This is a genomic window from Bacillus cereus group sp. BfR-BA-01382 (assembly GCF_022663475.1).
GTDB classification, from domain to species: Bacteria; Bacillota; Bacilli; order Bacillales; family Bacillaceae_G; genus Bacillus_A; species Bacillus_A thuringiensis_S.
Window position 1 is genome coordinate 50,389 of record NZ_JAKUFQ010000022.1, and the last position, 15,468, is coordinate 65,856.

A 15,468-nucleotide genomic window follows, 5' to 3' on the forward strand; every position below is an offset into this window, starting at 1 on the left:
CATACTATGTCAAAACAAATTGTCATCTTAGGCGCTGGTTATGGCGGTCTTCTTGCCGCTTTAAACGTACGTAAATATTACAGCAAATCAGAAGCACAAGTTACAGTGATTAACCAATACCCAACACACCAAATCATCACTGAACTACACCGCCTTGCAGCTGGTAACGTTGCTGAGCAAGCAATTGCAATGCCACTTACAAAGCTTTTCAAAGGCAAAGATATCGATCTTAAAATCGCAACAGTTGAGTCATTCTCTGTTGATAGCAAAGAAATCAAACTAGCTGGCGGCACTACTTTATCTTACGATGCACTTGTAGTTGCTTTAGGAAGTAAAACTGCTTACTTCGGTATTCCAGGACTAGAAGAAAACAGCATGGTATTAAAATCTGCTGCTGATGCAAACAAAATCTACAAACACGTTGAAGACCGTATTCGTGAATACGCGAAAACGAAAAACGAAGCTGATGCTACAATCGTAATCGGTGGTGGCGGATTAACTGGCGTTGAGCTAGTTGGTGAGCTTGCTGACATTATGCCTAAACTTGCAAAAAGCCACGGCGTAAATCCAAAAGAAGTTAAACTTCTTCTTGTTGAAGCAGGTCCAAAAATCCTTCCAGTATTACCAGACCACTTAATCGAACGTGCAACTACTAGCCTAGAAGCACGCGGTGTTACATTCTTAACAGGTCTTCCTGTAACAAACGTTGCTGGCAATGAGATCGACTTAAAAGACGGTCAAAAACTTGTTGCTAACACATTCGTTTGGACAGGTGGCGTACAAGGTAATCCATTAATCGGTGAATCAGGTCTTGAAGTTAACCGTGGTCGTGCAACAGTTGATGCATACCTACAATCTACTTCTCACAAAGACGTATTCGTTGCTGGAGACAGCGCTGTTGTCTTCTCTCCAGACGGTCGTCCATACCCACCAACTGCACAAATCGCTTGGCAAATGGGTGAGTTAATTGGATACAACTTATACGCAGCACTAGAAGGCAAAGCATTCGAAGAGTTCGCACCTGTAAACTCTGGAACACTTGCTAGTCTAGGACGTAAAGATGCGGTTGCTACAATTGGAGCAAGCAATACTCCACTTAAAGGCTTACCAGCATCATTAATGAAAGAAGCAAGTAACGTTCGTTACTTATCACATATTAAAGGTCTATTCAGCTTAGCTTACTAATCTGAATATAAGCCCGAATCATGCCCAGCATGGTTCGGGCTATTTTTATCCCGCATTAACGGGCAGTAAAACCTCCACCTTAAAATCCAGTGAATGCAGGGATGAAGTCGGAAGATTAACTGCCCGTAAAAGCCCGATTGGTTCAACTAATAATCAGTGGGGAGGAACAATCCCCCCACTGATTAAAGTTTCACTTTATCCGTAATTTTCTCTAACTTATATATTCGGCAGAAGAATAATATAACCCTTTTAATTATCTAAATTTACTGATTATTTTATGTCCAAATTGTGTATATGAAAGGGGTGGAAGTATTCTTCCTACTCCCACCCCTTTCACACAAACTATTCGCCTAACTTCACAAGGCTGTAGTTCTTCTTCCCTTTACGAATAATAATAAATCTTCCATCAAATGAATTTTCTACAGTAACATCCGTACCCACATCTGTTACTTTCTCACCATTCATAGAAATCGCACCATTATTAATGTCCTCGCGTGCTTGTCGTCTGGATGGTTCAATTCCTAAATCAACTAGCCACTCTACAATATTTTTTGTCTCTTTTGAAGAATGGAATGTTGGCATTTCTTTAAAACCTTGTTCAATTTCATCAGCTGTTAACGATTTAATATCTCCGCTAAATAACGCTGCTGTAATTTTCTCAGCTTGTAATAACGCCTCTTCTCCATGAACGAATTTCGTCATTTCTTCCGCTAGCACTTTTTGCGCTTCACGTTTATGAGGCTCGACTTCTACCTTCGCTGCTAATTCATCAATACGCTCTTTCTTTAAGAACGTAAAGTATTTCAAGTATTTAATTACGTCACGGTCATCTGTATTTACCCAGAACTGGTAAAATTCAAACGGTGTCGTTTTTTCAGGATCAAGCCAAACTGCACCACCTGCTGATTTACCAAACTTCGTACCGTCCGATTTTAATAATAACGGAATCGTTAATCCGAATACTTTAGCCTCATGACCTTCTAACTTACGAATTAAATCTAAACCACTCGTAATATTTCCCCATTGGTCACTACCACCAATTTGAAGTTGAACATCCTCTTTCGTGTATAAATGGTGAAAATCCATCGCTTGCAAAATTTGATATGTGAATTCTGTGAAAGAAATACCTGTATCTAAGCGGCTTGCTACAATATCCTTCGCTAACATGCTATTGATGCTAAAGTTTTTCCCGTAATCACGTAAAAACTCAATAATATTTATTTCATGTGTCCAATCATAGTTATTTACCATCTTCACTTCGCTATTTCCACCAAAATCAAATAGCTTTTTCATTTGTGCTGTTAACGCATCTACATTATGCTGAACCACTTCTAACGTTTGAAGTTGACGCTCTGATTGTCGTCCACTCGGATCACCAATTGTTCCTGTTGCCCCGCCAATTAAAATAACAGGATGATGGCCAGCTAATTGGAATCTCTTCATCATCATAAACGGAATCAAATGTCCGATATGCATACTATCACCAGTTGGATCAACTCCGCAGTATAGTGAAATCTTTTTCTCTTCTACTAGCTTACGTAAGCCTTCTTCGTCAGTCTGCTGATTAACGGCGCCGCGCCATTCTAATTCATCAATAATATTCATCTTTTGTCATCCCCTTTATTTTTTAAAAACAAAAAAGCCCCTATGTCTACGATAGACATAGGGACGATTATTCACCGTGTTACCACCCAGTTTGCATAAATAGCATAGCTACTCATACCACTCTTAGCAATAATATCGATTGCTAGTCCGCTTAGCATTACCTAAGATACTCCAGAGTGTAATTCGCAAGTTTGTTTGTGCTAGGTTCCAGCAACCCCTAGCTCTCTCGTTAACAGTGACAAACTGCTACTGGGCTCTTTCAACGTATGTTATTTGTTAAATTATTAGCCATTATATTGAATTGAAAACAAATTGTCAACAATACCCAAATATTATTTTAAAATAATTCATATCTTCATACGTATTTCGTTATTCCTTATCTTCTCCAATAATCCTTACTTCTCGCTCTAACTTCACGCCAAATTTCTCTTCAACTGTCTTTTGTACGAAGTGAATTAAATCGATGTAATCTTGTGCTGTTCCGTTATCAACATTCACCATAAATCCAGCATGTTTTAAAGAAACTTCTACTCCACCAATTCGCTTACCTTGTAGTCCTGAGTCTTGAATCAACTTACCAGCAAAGTTATTTGGTGGGCGCTTAAATACGCTACCACAAGAAGGGTATTCTAGAGGCTGTTTTGACTCACGCTTAAACGTTAAATCATCCATTTTTGCTTTAATTTCTTCACGTACACCTTCTTCAAGTTCAAATCTCGCTTCAAGAATAATGTAATGGTTGTTCGCAAATACACTCTTACGATATCCAAATTCAAATGCTTCTTTCGTCAAAGTACGTAGCTCTCCATCACCTGTCATTACGACAGCTTCTGTTAATACAAACGAAATTTCACCGCCGTATGCACCAGCATTCATATATAATGCTCCGCCAACTGAACCTGGAATACCACAAGCAAACTCAAGACCCGTTAAATTATGATCTAATGCAATGCGTGATACATCAATAATTGCTGCGCCACACTGTGCTACAATCGTCGTTCCTGTTACAGTAACACCTGTAATATGAATTAAACTTACTGTAATCCCGCGAATTCCACCATCTTTAATAATGACATTCGATCCATTTCCTAAAAACGTAACTGGAATATTATATTCGTTCGCATATTTGATAACTTCTTGAATTTCATCATAATTTGTAGGCGCAACGAAAACATCTGCTTTTCCGCCAACTTTAATATGCGTATGATTCTTTAACATTTCATCTTGTTTAACATGTCCTTCAGGCAATACCGTACTTAAATATTTATAAACCTCTTGCATATTCATTTTACGATTCCTCTATTTCTATATTCATTTTATCCCGTTATACGGGCCCATAATATCCCCACGTACATGAAAGAACCTAAAGTGGTGGATACAGTGTACCCAAAATCAATTCGAGACACCTATAAACCTCTTAATTTATAAGAGGTGCCACTCATATTAAAATATATATTGCATAATAAAGCAACCCAAATGGACTACTAAACTTGACATGTCATCAGAAAGACAACAATTTGTAAAATATGTGACTTTTTCAAAACACTATCCCTCAGTATCTTACTATACCATACAAAAAGAAAGTGGTATTTTTTTGTACTTTTTACTTTATTTACATCAATGAAAAAAGAGCACATTCCACAGAATGTGCTCTTTCTATACTCATTAAATTATTTTTCGTTCTCTTCTTTTTCCTTATCAAACCATAATAGCTCATCGTCATCCACTTCACCATTATAATTGATTAAAATTTCTTCTCCCGCTTTTATATCCTTATACGCGAAGAAGTTAAAAGTATGATTCTCGAAGACAATTTCATACGTTGCATTCGGATTATATGCATGATTAAATAACATGCCGTATCCTAACAGGAATGCCGTATGATTTACCCCATACTCAAATGCGTAGTCAGCAAGTAACGTTTTTTCAATGTGTTCATGCTGTTCATTCGGATAAGAGATAACTGGTGCTGAGTGAATCAACTCACCCTTTTTAATATCACGAGTTGCAAATACACCTCTATTAAATTCTCCATCACTAAGTTCAGAAGTCTTAACTTCAATCATATTCGTCACCTATATAATTCTTTCTTTGAAGTATTTTATCCCGCTATTTGCGAGGTTCAACTAATAATCAGTAGGTATTAGTCTCACTTTATCTCCTTAAGCTTGGCAGAAAACGCGCAGAAAAGCAATTAAATTACTATCAAGTATTCATTTAAATGAAAAAAGAGCACACATGGTGTGCCCTTTTCAAGAAATATTACTTTTCTAGAATATCTTCTAGTAACTTCACTTGCTCGCTAACAGTATGTAACGTCTTCACCGATATATCATTTCGATGTTTTTCTTCTTCCACACTCGCTAGCACTTCTTCTGTAGCTGTAGAAGTTTGCTGAATTACGTTAGAAGCATGCGTAACATCCTTTACAATATTCGTCGTTTTAACTTGGAAACTTTCTTGATGAATAACAACCTCTCGCATTACTTTATTAATCGCATCAATAAACTTCCCTAAATCAGTTACGTTTGTTAAAACGCTTGCTAACATTTCGTTACACTCTTCTTGTACTCTTTCTGACTTCTCTACCTGCACTTCTACCTTACTTGCTTGATTACTAAACTCCTTCAAAATCCCCTGAATTCTTCCCGCAGAACGATTTGATTCTTCAGCAAGCTTTAACACTTCACTCGCTACAATAGCAAAACCTTTTCCATGCTCACCTGCCCTCGCAGCTTCAATATTTGCATTTAAAGCTAGCAAACTCGTCTGACTTGAAATATTCGTTATTACATCTACAATTTCATTAATTTGTTTCGATTGCATCATTAAATCTCTAAATATAATTCCAGACTGTGAAACAACATCATTTAAACTTCTCATGTTAGCTTCAAAATTTCTTAAAGTATGTACACTACCTTTTGAAATGTCTAAACTTTCATCCACACGAGCCGATGCAGTTCTTACTTGAGAGATGATTTGTTCAATATTTCCCTCCATATCATTCAATACCTCTACCGAACGATACATCATCTCTGATTGTGATTGCGTACCAACTGCTACCTCTTCAAAGGCAAAATTAATTTCACTCATCGATTCCATCGACGTGTTCATATTTTGCCTTAAATGATTGAAATTACTATCTAGTTTCACAACTGTTTCTTCAATAAGCCTTTGCGTCTCTTCTAGCTCCTGAGCTTTTCTCATTACTTCTTGCTTCTCATCACTTAAATGAAGGAGCAGATTAGAACCGATTTTCGTGACGCCCCACATAGCAATTGTTACAATCGCTAACAAACTTGCAAAATTAGCAGCTTCAGACGAGGCTGTATAAGCAAAAAATTGCTTCGGCCAATAGCTACAAAGAATAAATGTGATCACAACAGCTACCCCGCCAAGAATTAAAATGAGGCGCTCACTTAAGTAAATAAGTGAAACAGCTAATGTAAAATAAACCATTTGAAATACAGCCGGGCTTTCATTAAAAGCTTGTACCATGATGTAAGACATGGTAAGCAACATAAATGTCATGATATATTTATACGCTGATTCCATATTTTTTATAAAAGTAAAAAGCGTTCCAAATGCAACGACCGAAATACCACAAATCCAAAACGCTATTGCTCTCTCTGTAAAAATATATCCATAATACCCAATCGCGATTATCCCAAGGCAGAAACTACAAATCGTTATAAACAGTAATAAATGATTTTTCTGTGATTCTTTCTCAAGGTTAGAAAAACAAGTCCTCTTTAACCACTCCATATGAAGCCCCACCTTCTACTTATACATATCAATTACTTCAGTTTAAATACCGCACTCACTGGGTTATGATCGCTATTTTCAAACTTTAAATCTTTCCCTTGTACATTTACAATCTCTACATTCGGTGAAACGATAAAGCCATCAATAATAGTGACGAAATTTTCACCTTCGACATATTTCTTTACATCATCTCTCACAGTCATAACAGACGGATCTACAGCCCACTTAAAGCCACCGTCCGTAAAATCCTTCGGTAACTCTACTAACCACTCAGGACGCTCTTTCACAAACTTCGGATCACTTAATTGAGCGTTCGAAACTAATTGATTCCAATCTCCGCCCATTATTACGTAATCACCATTTTCATAATGCTTGTTCATATATTCTTTTAAATACTCTACTTGCTGTTTTCTAATTTTCCCGCCTTCATCATAAGCAGACAAATGTAGATTTACGAGTCTAACATGTTTCCCATTATTAACAGGAATTTTATATTCCACAATTGCTCGATCTAAATCAAACAAACGCTTTGGCCAAGGCTCCATTCCAGGCAGCTGGAACCTCTTCGCTTCTTGAACAGTGTATTTAGAAAACGTACTTAATCCAGCCTCCGCATATCCCATTGGATTTGTTATTGGCACTGGAACCCATTTCGTATCGTAGTTCTTGCCAAATGACGAAACATAATCAGGTAATCCTTTTTTCAAAAATTCATGTCCATTTACATCAAATGAACGAAGTGACTTTATATCAACTTCTTGTAATAGCGCAAAATCACTATTCTCATTTTGTAAAAACGAAAGCATATTCTTTAAATTAATTTCCGTTTGCTCTTTACTACTTGAACCAGATCCCTTTCCACCATCCATAAAGAAATCTTGATCCTTATCTAACCCAGCATATCCAATATTAAATGTTGTAACTTTAAATTCATTTCCAGTCGCTAATACGCGCTCCTTATTATTCTCCACCTTCAAGCTTATAACATCAGCAGGCTGTTCTTTAGTAAGTGTCATATACGCTAGAAATCCTCCTACAATGCCCGCTAATACTAAAACACATATAAATACGATTTTTAAAAATTTCTTCAAATAAATGACTCCTTTTCACGCGAATTTATTTTTCTTTATTTTCAGTCAAATAAAATAAAACGACACACATAAGAAACATTTTATCATAATTAAAACTGTATATCACTATATTTAGTTGATAAGTAATCGATCTCATTTTAATTACTAAAAAACCTTCAAACATCAAAAAAAGAAAAGTTACACCCACCTCCTCACTAGAAATTAAACGGTATATTTAGTACACTATATGTAATAATCAGAGGCGATGGAGTTCGCCATAACTGCTGCTTAGCTAATGACTCCTACCAGTATAACTACTGGTAGGAGTCTATTTTTTTGAGCAAGCTATTTAAAGAGGTGAAGAAATTGATTTATATTATCGTTGGCATAGCCGGTATATTAGGAGCCCTTTCTCGCTATTATTTAGGTCTTACTATTCATACTTCATGGAATCATTCATTTCCGCTAGCTACATTGCTCATCAACTTACTCGGCTGCTTCCTATTAGCGTGGCTAACTACCTATATCGCTCGGCGAAACATCTTACCATTAGAAATTATCACAGGCATTGGGACTGGATTCATTGGTTCCTTTACGACGTTTTCAACATTTAGTGTAGAAACTGTGCAACTAATCAATCATTCTGAATGGGATACGGCTTTCTTATATGTATCATGCAGCATACTTGGTGGTCTCATTATGTCTGGTCTTGGCTATACACTAGGTGATTTCTTAATTAAGAAACATCTTACGGAAGGTGATCACTTATGATAGAAGCTTTATTAGTGGCAACAGGTGGATTTTTCGGCGCGATTACACGATTTGCAATTAGCAATTGGTTTAAGAAAAGAAATAAAACACAATTTCCAATTGCTACATTCCTTATTAATATAACAGGGGCATTTTTACTTGGATATATAATTGGCAACGGAGTCACTACAGGCTGGCAACTATTATTAGGTACTGGATTTATGGGCGCATTCACTACATTTTCTACGCTTAAATTAGAATCTGTTCAGCTTCTCAATCGTAAAAAACTGTACATCTTCCTTTTATATTTAAGTGCTACTTACATAATTGGTATCGCCTTTGCCTTCCTTGGAATGAAGCTAGGCGGAATATAAAAAAAAGCGACTCTAACCAGTCGCTTTCTTTCATAAGAAGTATGTCCCGCCATATGGAATGGAAAATAAACCAGCTGGATGTACATCGTAATGTACAATTTGCATCGGAAGTTGTGAATACGGCATATACTGACTTTGCATCATTTGTGCAAAATATGCTTGTTGTTGCATTTGAATAGCCTGATTCACAGCATGAATTGTCCCTTGTGCCCCAGCCAGCGTAATAGCTGCTCCTACTTGTCTACCATTATAAAAATAATGATTCATCATGATTCATCTCACTTATTCTTTTTCTTCCATATGGTATGTTTCTATTTCATAGTGAGTGTTTTGTCCCTATTGGTAGCTCCTATCTATTGCCCTTTTTCAGCTTTGAAGTAATAAATCCAAATAGTAATACACCAATACCACTAAGGAACAATACATAACTTATCGGTACTAGGAAAAAGAAAGGTTCTTCAAGGAATCCATCCGCTCCTATTTTACTGTTTGAAGCATGTATAGTTAAAGAAATAATCGCTAAAATCATTAAAGAAATAGCTACTACGTATTTATTTTTCATTTCACATTCTCCTCTACTCATGTAATTCTCCTTAGATCGTTAACATCATATTATCTAAAACAACATTAACAGTCAATAATTATTTATTGTTTAACAATAAATAATTATTGACTAAACTAATAACAAAAAGGTTTACGAAGCATCTTAAATCACTTCGCAAACCTTCTAAATCATAAATATTTACACTTCAAACCTCTTGCTTAATACAACATACATTGCGCAAAATAGCACGAATATCCCAGCATAAATTAATAAAACCTCTACACTAAACATATCCGACAATGGACCAAATATTATCATTCCTAAAGGAAGCGCGCATGAATTCGCAATTTGTACAAGGCTAAACATCCGCCCGTGCATCGATGGTTCTACTTTCTCCTGCAATAACACAGTAACTGGTGTATTGAAGCACGGCATTGTTATACCAATTAAAAAATTAAATACTAAATACATAGTAAATATCGGTGCTATTCCGAGTCCAATCATAAGCAGTCCATATAATGCACAAGCTAGCGCTGTTGTATGCATACGATTAGGAAAACCACCCCACGCCGCAATCAATACGCCACCAGCTGCCGCACCCGCACTAAAGGTCATCTCACTCGCAGTAAGTCTCCACATTTCGGCCCCGAAAGAACGAGTTACCATTAAAGGCGTTAAAAAAGCAGCTGGACTTATTAAAATCATGACGATAATCAATAAAAGGATTAGCCTTTTAATAAATACATTTTCTTTTAAATAAGAGAACCCTTCTTTAATTCCTTGTAGATTAGATTTTTGCTTACTCTCTACATTCACATGTCCTTCGACCTGAATAACAAACATAATACTAATTCCAAACATGGCTGTAATAACATCAATAAAAAATGTTGTTTCAATGCTGGCAATAGAAAGAATCGCAGCACTTGCTGCTGGAGAAAGAAACATAATTAAAGATGTAATACTGCTATTTATTCCATTTACTTTCATAAGATACTCTTTCGGAACGATTTGCGGAATTAATGCATTCACAGCTGGCGTTTGTACTCCTGTTCCAGCTGAACGAATGAGTAACACAATAAAAAGTAACCAAATACTTTTATATCCTGTTAAAAATAAACTTGCTAAAACTAACGTCGCAATCGCTATAACCCCATCCGATAACATAATCATCTTTTTACGGTCATAACGATCAATCCAAACACCTGCAAACAAAGATATCGCAATTTGTGGTAGAAAACCGCAAACAGTTGAAATAGTCAACATCACTCCTGATGATGTTGTAAGGGTGATATACCATATAATCGCGTATTGCACGAGAGAGGAACCGAACAACGAAATAGTTTGAGCGGTCAAAAATAATATAATTTTCGTTTTCCAATTGTTTTCACTCATATGTTTCACACCCCCTTAACTAATCCTGTCTCTATATCAAAGATGCTATCTGCCCAATCAAGATAAAAACTTGCTTCGTGAGATACGAGTATAATGCTGCCCTTAAACTGAATTAGCGCCTTTTGCAAAGCTTCCTTCGCTTCTGCATCTAAATGATTTGTCGGCTCATCTAAAATTAAGAAGTTACAAGGTGATAGTAATAATCCGCACAGTTTCACCTTCGATTGTTCACCACCACTTAACGTCCGAATTTCTTGCGAAACGTGCGTATCCTTCACACCACACGCAGCTAAATGATGGCGTATTTCCTTCATATTCAGTTTAGGAAACTGTTCTGAAATAATTTGAAGCGGCGTTAAAGAATCATTGCTCCAATTTAAATCTTGCTCATAATATCCAATCTTTATTTGCTCTGAAAAGTGAAACTCTCCAGAAATGCTAGCAATATTTCCAACGATTGTTTTTAATAAAGTAGATTTCCCTACTCCATTGAAACCTGTAATAACAAGTTTTTGCCCACCCATTACTGAAAAATTTAACTTTGGTAAGAGAGCGAAATCGTAACCAACTTCAAGGTTATTTACTTCAAGAACTGTCTGAACTGAAATGGGAAGTTCCTGAAAATGAATAGACGGTTTATGAGTAAAACTTGGTGGCGCAATTCTTTCCATACGCTCCAATTGTTTTCTACGACCTTGCGCTATTTTTGAATTCACCCCAGCAATATTTCTACGAATATACTCTTCCGTTTTTTCAATTTTCTTTCGCTGTGCATAATATTGGCGAATATAATCTTTTCGCAAATGCTCCTTTTGTCTTACAAAATCTGAGTATTTTCCGTAATACTTCTTAACCGTTCCGAACTCTACATCACATATGCAAGAAGTTACCTTTTCCAGAAAATCAAAATCATGTGATACGACAATAAACGCTCCTTCAAAATTCATTAAATAATTAGCAAGCCACTCCACATGCTCCTTATCGAGAAAATTCGTCGGTTCATCTAGTAATAAAATAGTAGGCTCTTCTAATAAAAGCTTTGCTAAAATTACCTTTGCACGCTGCCCTCCGCTTAATTCACCAATAACACGATCCATCCCAATCGCATCAATACCTAAACCGGCTGCCACCTTATTTATTACGCTGTCTACTGAATAAAAATCACGAGCCTCAAGCTGTTCTTGTATTTCAGCTGCTTTCAATAGTTGATTCTCATCTCCAGTCATCGCACTTTCTTCATATAACTTATTCATTCTCTTTTCCATTTCAAACAAATCATAAAAGGCTCGCTTTGCATATTGTGAAATAGTATAGCTCCCATCAATTTCTGCATATTGATCAAGATGTCCAATTTGAATATTAGGTTGCCACTTAATGCTCCCCTTATCAGAAATAATTTCCCCCACCAATATTTTCATTAATGTGCTTTTCCCTGCACCATTCTGTCCAACAATTCCCATATGCTCGCCTTTATGCAAATCAAAAGAAGCATTTTCGTATAATACTTTATCAATAAAACTATGTGATAAACTTTCAACTTTAAGTAAACTCATTTTTATTCCTCTTTTCCTGAAATTAAAAAAAGCAGAGAGATAGCGTCATTCGACACTAGCCCTCTGCTTCGTGGTTTTTCCTATACTACTCCAATTTACAGTAAATACTCATCGGAATAATATACACAAAGGGCCATAGACAAAGCATTGTCTATGGCCCCTTAATCTATTTTATACATCAACTGAAAAACCATAACCAAATAAGCATAGATAAACTATACTTTTTTAGAAAAGTTATTCAGTCGATGAATATAGGGATTTATGCCCCTTGATTAAGCTCCGTACAACGCTTCACCGTATACATTTGTGCGGAGCAAAGTTTTCTAATGAGTTTTACAAATTTTATATAAAGCATGTTCTGCACCTTCCTTAATACTTAAAAGGGATTTTAGCATACAGTTTTACGAAGCGTCAACATTACCTCCAAATCATTCAACTACTTATTTTTAAAATATTCCTTCTGGAACATACACATTCTTATCGCATTATGATAGTTACCATCAACGAAAAACTCGTCTAAAAGCTCGCCTTCCACTATAAATCCAACCTTTTTATACACATGGACTGCTTTCTCATTTTCTTTATCCACAACTAAATAAATCTTATGCATATTTAATACAGCGAAAGCATAATCCATCGCTAAACGCGTCGCCTCTGCTGCATAACCATATCCTTGATAATTTGGATCAATAATAATTTGGAATTCTGTTCTACGATGAATATAATCGATTTCTACTAACTCAACTAATCCAACCATCTCATTGTCTTTCTCAACGATAAATCGTCGTTCACTTTGATCATGTATATGTTTATCGTATAAATCCTGCAGCTCCACAAATGCCTCATACGGCTCTTCAAACCAATACGACATAATATGGGCATTATTATTCAGTTCGTGTACAAACTTTAAATCTTCTCGTTCTAATGGACGTAACTTCAATTCCTGATTCATTCCTATAACCTCCAAGTAAAAGAAACCTCTTCACTTAATTTCTCAATTTTTTTCGATTTCAAACGCCCTAATTTCATTGTAAACTTTCAAGCAACTTGAAGGTCAAGATGTAAAAACTAATGTAAAAATATTATGCCGAAATTTATAACTAATTAATAAAGAATGTAGGTATTTACAGTAACTTAACGAAAAAAGAACAGTCTTTTTGCTTTCCAAAAAGCTCATTAAGATAAAATAAAATTATAAATATATCATCGTTAAAAATTAAGAAAAGGAGCTGAATCTATGAGAATACAATATAGAAAATATGCGTTATCTGTAATCTCATTAGCCTTATTTACTCTTATTGGTTGTACTAATAATGAGCAAAAAAACGATAAAAACGAGACATATACTTTTGAGGCTTCCAAAAAACGTGGTGATATTATTGAGAAAAACGATGAAGTTTATAACATAGAGAAATTAGATACTTTCGTAAAAAACTATAATTCAAATAAAGACGATTCAGTTAGAATTACTAAATTTAATAACAAGAACGAGCCTATTATTATTGATTTAACTGTAAAAAAAGAAAAGGAATCTACCTCCGTCTATTATGATGTCGACTACACAAAAACAAATGAGAAACATAATGAAAACCAAGAGATACAATATTCGAATACTACATGTCAAAAGATAAAGAAAGATATTGAAGACAACAAAGTAACTTATAAATTAGAATGTCCTGACACTATTCATTTGATTACAGCCCCAAAATCATAGGGTGGAAAATTCCACATAAAAAAGTAGTGCAAACTTACGTCTGCACTACTACTCTTTTCTCAAATCTCTCATATTCGATATGTATAAAGCAATAACTAAAACAAGAATTGCTCCTGCGTATAATAACGTCTCCATCGGTTCCTCATGAGACACAATAATCAACCGAATTAAAGCCGTAATTCCGATATAAATAAAATAACGTAACGGGAAATGATAATTCGATTTAAAATACTTAATAATTAATGCAATGAACTCGAAGTATAAGAAATAGACGATGATACTTTCAACCAATTTATAAGACGTATACTCTTTTGACGAAAAAATATACTGCACAAACGTGATCGTCTCATTCACTAAGAAAATCGATAACACAATGGATAATATAATTAAAGCTATATTTAATATCCATTGCAAAATACTAGCTATAACATGATCGATATTAAACGACTTCATTTTATCTTTAAACTCCCCTTCGTATGAGTACTTATTTATTATAGCAAAATTACGATTGGAAAGAAGTTAAATCATATATTCGTCCTTTGTTGTTGCCAGTATAGGCCAGATTTAGTGTGTGGAGAATTCTGTTTACAACCATACCTGACGAAACATGGAGAAACTCTTTCAAATTACCGTTCGTACATGTCGTACTAATGAGCAATGCATAATCTCGTATAGCACCCTCATGTGCCACTTTTGAAAAATCTTTACAACTTGTACAACGCCACCCCTTCTTAACTTTAACCATTGGAATAACTAAGCATTTCTCACATTGTACTCCATTTAGCAACTCCTCTTTTTCTATTTTATATTGCTCAAGTATATTTTGTTGAAGTGGAGAGTGCTCCGCTATTATTTGATGAATGAGCCTATCTACATTATCTATAACTTTTTTCTTATATTTACTTTCAAACCACTTTATTTTATGAGGTAGATTTGCACTATGAATAATTGTATGAAGAAGATTGTCATCTGAAGATTTTATAATGGTACGAGGCGAGCTAATAACAACGAGGGACTCGATTGGAAGACTAGAAGAAAATCCATGTAAGCTTAACCATTTTTTAAGTTGTATTTCCTGCCTTTTTATTTGTAAAACAGGGTCTGGAAATCCCTCTGAATTTCCTTCTGTTATTCGGATAAGTTGATTAAACTTTGTATCAAATATTAATGTACCTGCTATATTTTTTATCTCAAGAAACAGAAGAAACTTTGTGGAAATGATAATAGTATCAATTTGAAAGTATTGATCATGATTAGATAAGCGAACATCATGTAAAACACTGTACTCTTTCTCAGAAATAAAACTAAGTGGATAATCAATCGCTTGCTCCCCTTTATACCCCGCCATGTGTTTTGCCAAGTTTTCTCCAATTATATTTCGTTTCGGATGATATACAGGTAACCTTCTAAGAAGCGCTTCTAACTGTCTTATATAAATCGGTATTTTTCTTTCTTTCACAATCACCTCAAACACCCCTTTACAAATATATCAACGATTTTTTCAATATATCTATCA

At 35.4% G+C, this 15,468-nt stretch carries 16 protein-coding genes, 1 riboswitch and 1 other annotated feature; of the genes, 4 read left to right on the plus strand and 12 right to left on the minus strand.

The annotated features are described in order from the left end of the window. Positions 1–6: 6 nt before the first annotated feature. Positions 7–1,185, plus strand: coding sequence for an NAD(P)/FAD-dependent oxidoreductase (locus tag MR160_RS11825; protein WP_000043197.1), 1,179 nt, complete (start codon positions 7–9; stop codon positions 1,183–1,185). A gap of 342 nt (positions 1,186–1,527) precedes the next feature. Here the strand turns inward: MR160_RS11825 and tyrS are convergent, their stop codons facing one another. From tyrS to MR160_RS11850, 5 genes are all read right to left on the minus strand, one after another. Beyond that, positions 1,528–2,790, minus strand: a complete 1,263-nt coding sequence (gene tyrS / locus MR160_RS11830; RefSeq protein ID WP_001021089.1) for a tyrosine--tRNA ligase — start codon at positions 2,788–2,790, stop codon at positions 1,528–1,530. A gap of 56 nt (positions 2,791–2,846) precedes the next feature. Next, positions 2,847–3,062, minus strand: a binding site (T-box leader). A 97-nt stretch (positions 3,063–3,159) separates the two neighbouring features. Continuing rightward, positions 3,160–4,077: a UDP-N-acetylmuramate dehydrogenase gene (gene murB, locus MR160_RS11835; RefSeq protein ID WP_001057103.1), complete on the minus strand. Its 918-nt coding sequence runs from the start codon at positions 4,075–4,077 to the stop codon at positions 3,160–3,162. A 383-nt stretch (positions 4,078–4,460) separates the two neighbouring features. After that, positions 4,461–4,856, minus strand: a complete 396-nt coding sequence (locus MR160_RS11840; RefSeq protein WP_000573651.1) for an SET domain-containing protein — start codon at positions 4,854–4,856, stop codon at positions 4,461–4,463. A 196-nt stretch (positions 4,857–5,052) separates the two neighbouring features. Continuing rightward, entirely contained in the window at positions 5,053–6,555 is a 1,503-nt protein-coding gene (locus MR160_RS11845) for a DUF4077 domain-containing protein (RefSeq protein WP_000455070.1), read from the minus strand. A gap of 32 nt (positions 6,556–6,587) precedes the next feature. Next, positions 6,588–7,646 (minus strand): endonuclease/exonuclease/phosphatase family protein, encoded by a 1,059-nt coding sequence (locus MR160_RS11850; protein WP_000714043.1) that lies wholly within the window; start codon positions 7,644–7,646, stop codon positions 6,588–6,590. A 231-nt stretch (positions 7,647–7,877) separates the two neighbouring features. Further along, positions 7,878–7,937: riboswitch (Fluoride riboswitch) on the plus strand. 54 nt (positions 7,938–7,991) lie between these two features. Between MR160_RS11850 and crcB (MR160_RS11855) the strand changes: the two genes are divergently transcribed. Together crcB (MR160_RS11855) and crcB (MR160_RS11860) are read left to right on the plus strand one after the other, a co-directional pair. Further along, entirely contained in the window at positions 7,992–8,396 is a 405-nt protein-coding gene (crcB, locus tag MR160_RS11855) for a fluoride efflux transporter CrcB (protein WP_000639338.1), read from the plus strand. After that, positions 8,393–8,749 (plus strand): fluoride efflux transporter CrcB, encoded by a 357-nt coding sequence (crcB, locus tag MR160_RS11860; RefSeq protein ID WP_000568584.1) that lies wholly within the window; start codon positions 8,393–8,395, stop codon positions 8,747–8,749. Before crcB (MR160_RS11855) ends, crcB (MR160_RS11860) begins: the two co-directional genes overlap by 4 nt. Before the next feature lie 30 nt (positions 8,750–8,779). On the opposite strand, the gene MR160_RS11865 is transcribed toward crcB (MR160_RS11860), so the two are convergent. The 5 genes from MR160_RS11865 to speG all read right to left on the minus strand — a co-directional run bounded on the left by MR160_RS11865 (position 8,780) and on the right by speG (position 13,190). Next, positions 8,780–9,019, minus strand: coding sequence for a DUF3947 family protein (locus tag MR160_RS11865; protein WP_000980956.1), 240 nt, complete (start codon positions 9,017–9,019; stop codon positions 8,780–8,782). Between the two features lie 79 nt (positions 9,020–9,098). After that, positions 9,099–9,332, minus strand: a complete 234-nt coding sequence (locus MR160_RS11870) for a DUF3955 domain-containing protein (RefSeq protein ID WP_000086300.1) — start codon at positions 9,330–9,332, stop codon at positions 9,099–9,101. Positions 9,333–9,491: 159 nt separating this feature from the next. Further along, the gene (locus tag MR160_RS11875) at positions 9,492–10,685 is read right to left on the minus strand and encodes an MFS transporter (RefSeq protein WP_001293765.1); all 1,194 of its coding nucleotides are present in this window, start codon (positions 10,683–10,685) and stop codon (positions 9,492–9,494) included. Positions 10,686–10,690: 5 nt separating this feature from the next. Beyond that, on the minus strand, positions 10,691–12,238 hold the full coding sequence (locus tag MR160_RS11880; protein ID WP_000054881.1) for an ABC-F family ATP-binding cassette domain-containing protein: 1,548 nt from the start codon (positions 12,236–12,238) through the stop codon (positions 10,691–10,693). 436 nt (positions 12,239–12,674) lie between these two features. Continuing rightward, on the minus strand, positions 12,675–13,190 hold the full coding sequence (speG, locus tag MR160_RS11885) for a spermidine N1-acetyltransferase (RefSeq protein ID WP_001071083.1): 516 nt from the start codon (positions 13,188–13,190) through the stop codon (positions 12,675–12,677). Positions 13,191–13,475: 285 nt separating this feature from the next. Here speG and MR160_RS11890 point away from each other — a divergent pair, with 285 nt between their 5' ends. Then, the gene (locus MR160_RS11890; protein WP_001222628.1) at positions 13,476–13,952 is read left to right on the plus strand and encodes a DUF4362 domain-containing protein; all 477 of its coding nucleotides are present in this window, start codon (positions 13,476–13,478) and stop codon (positions 13,950–13,952) included. A gap of 48 nt (positions 13,953–14,000) precedes the next feature. Here MR160_RS11890 and psiE read toward each other — a convergent pair whose 3' ends face one another. Together psiE and MR160_RS11900 are read right to left on the minus strand one after the other, a co-directional pair. Further along, a complete protein-coding gene (gene psiE, locus MR160_RS11895) occupies positions 14,001–14,405 on the minus strand; it encodes a phosphate-starvation-inducible protein PsiE (RefSeq protein ID WP_000834707.1) in 405 nt (134 codons plus the stop codon). Positions 14,406–14,454: 49 nt separating this feature from the next. After that, a complete protein-coding gene (locus MR160_RS11900; protein ID WP_016078158.1) occupies positions 14,455–15,411 on the minus strand; it encodes a nuclease-related domain-containing protein in 957 nt (318 codons plus the stop codon). Positions 15,412–15,468 lie beyond the last annotated feature (57 nt).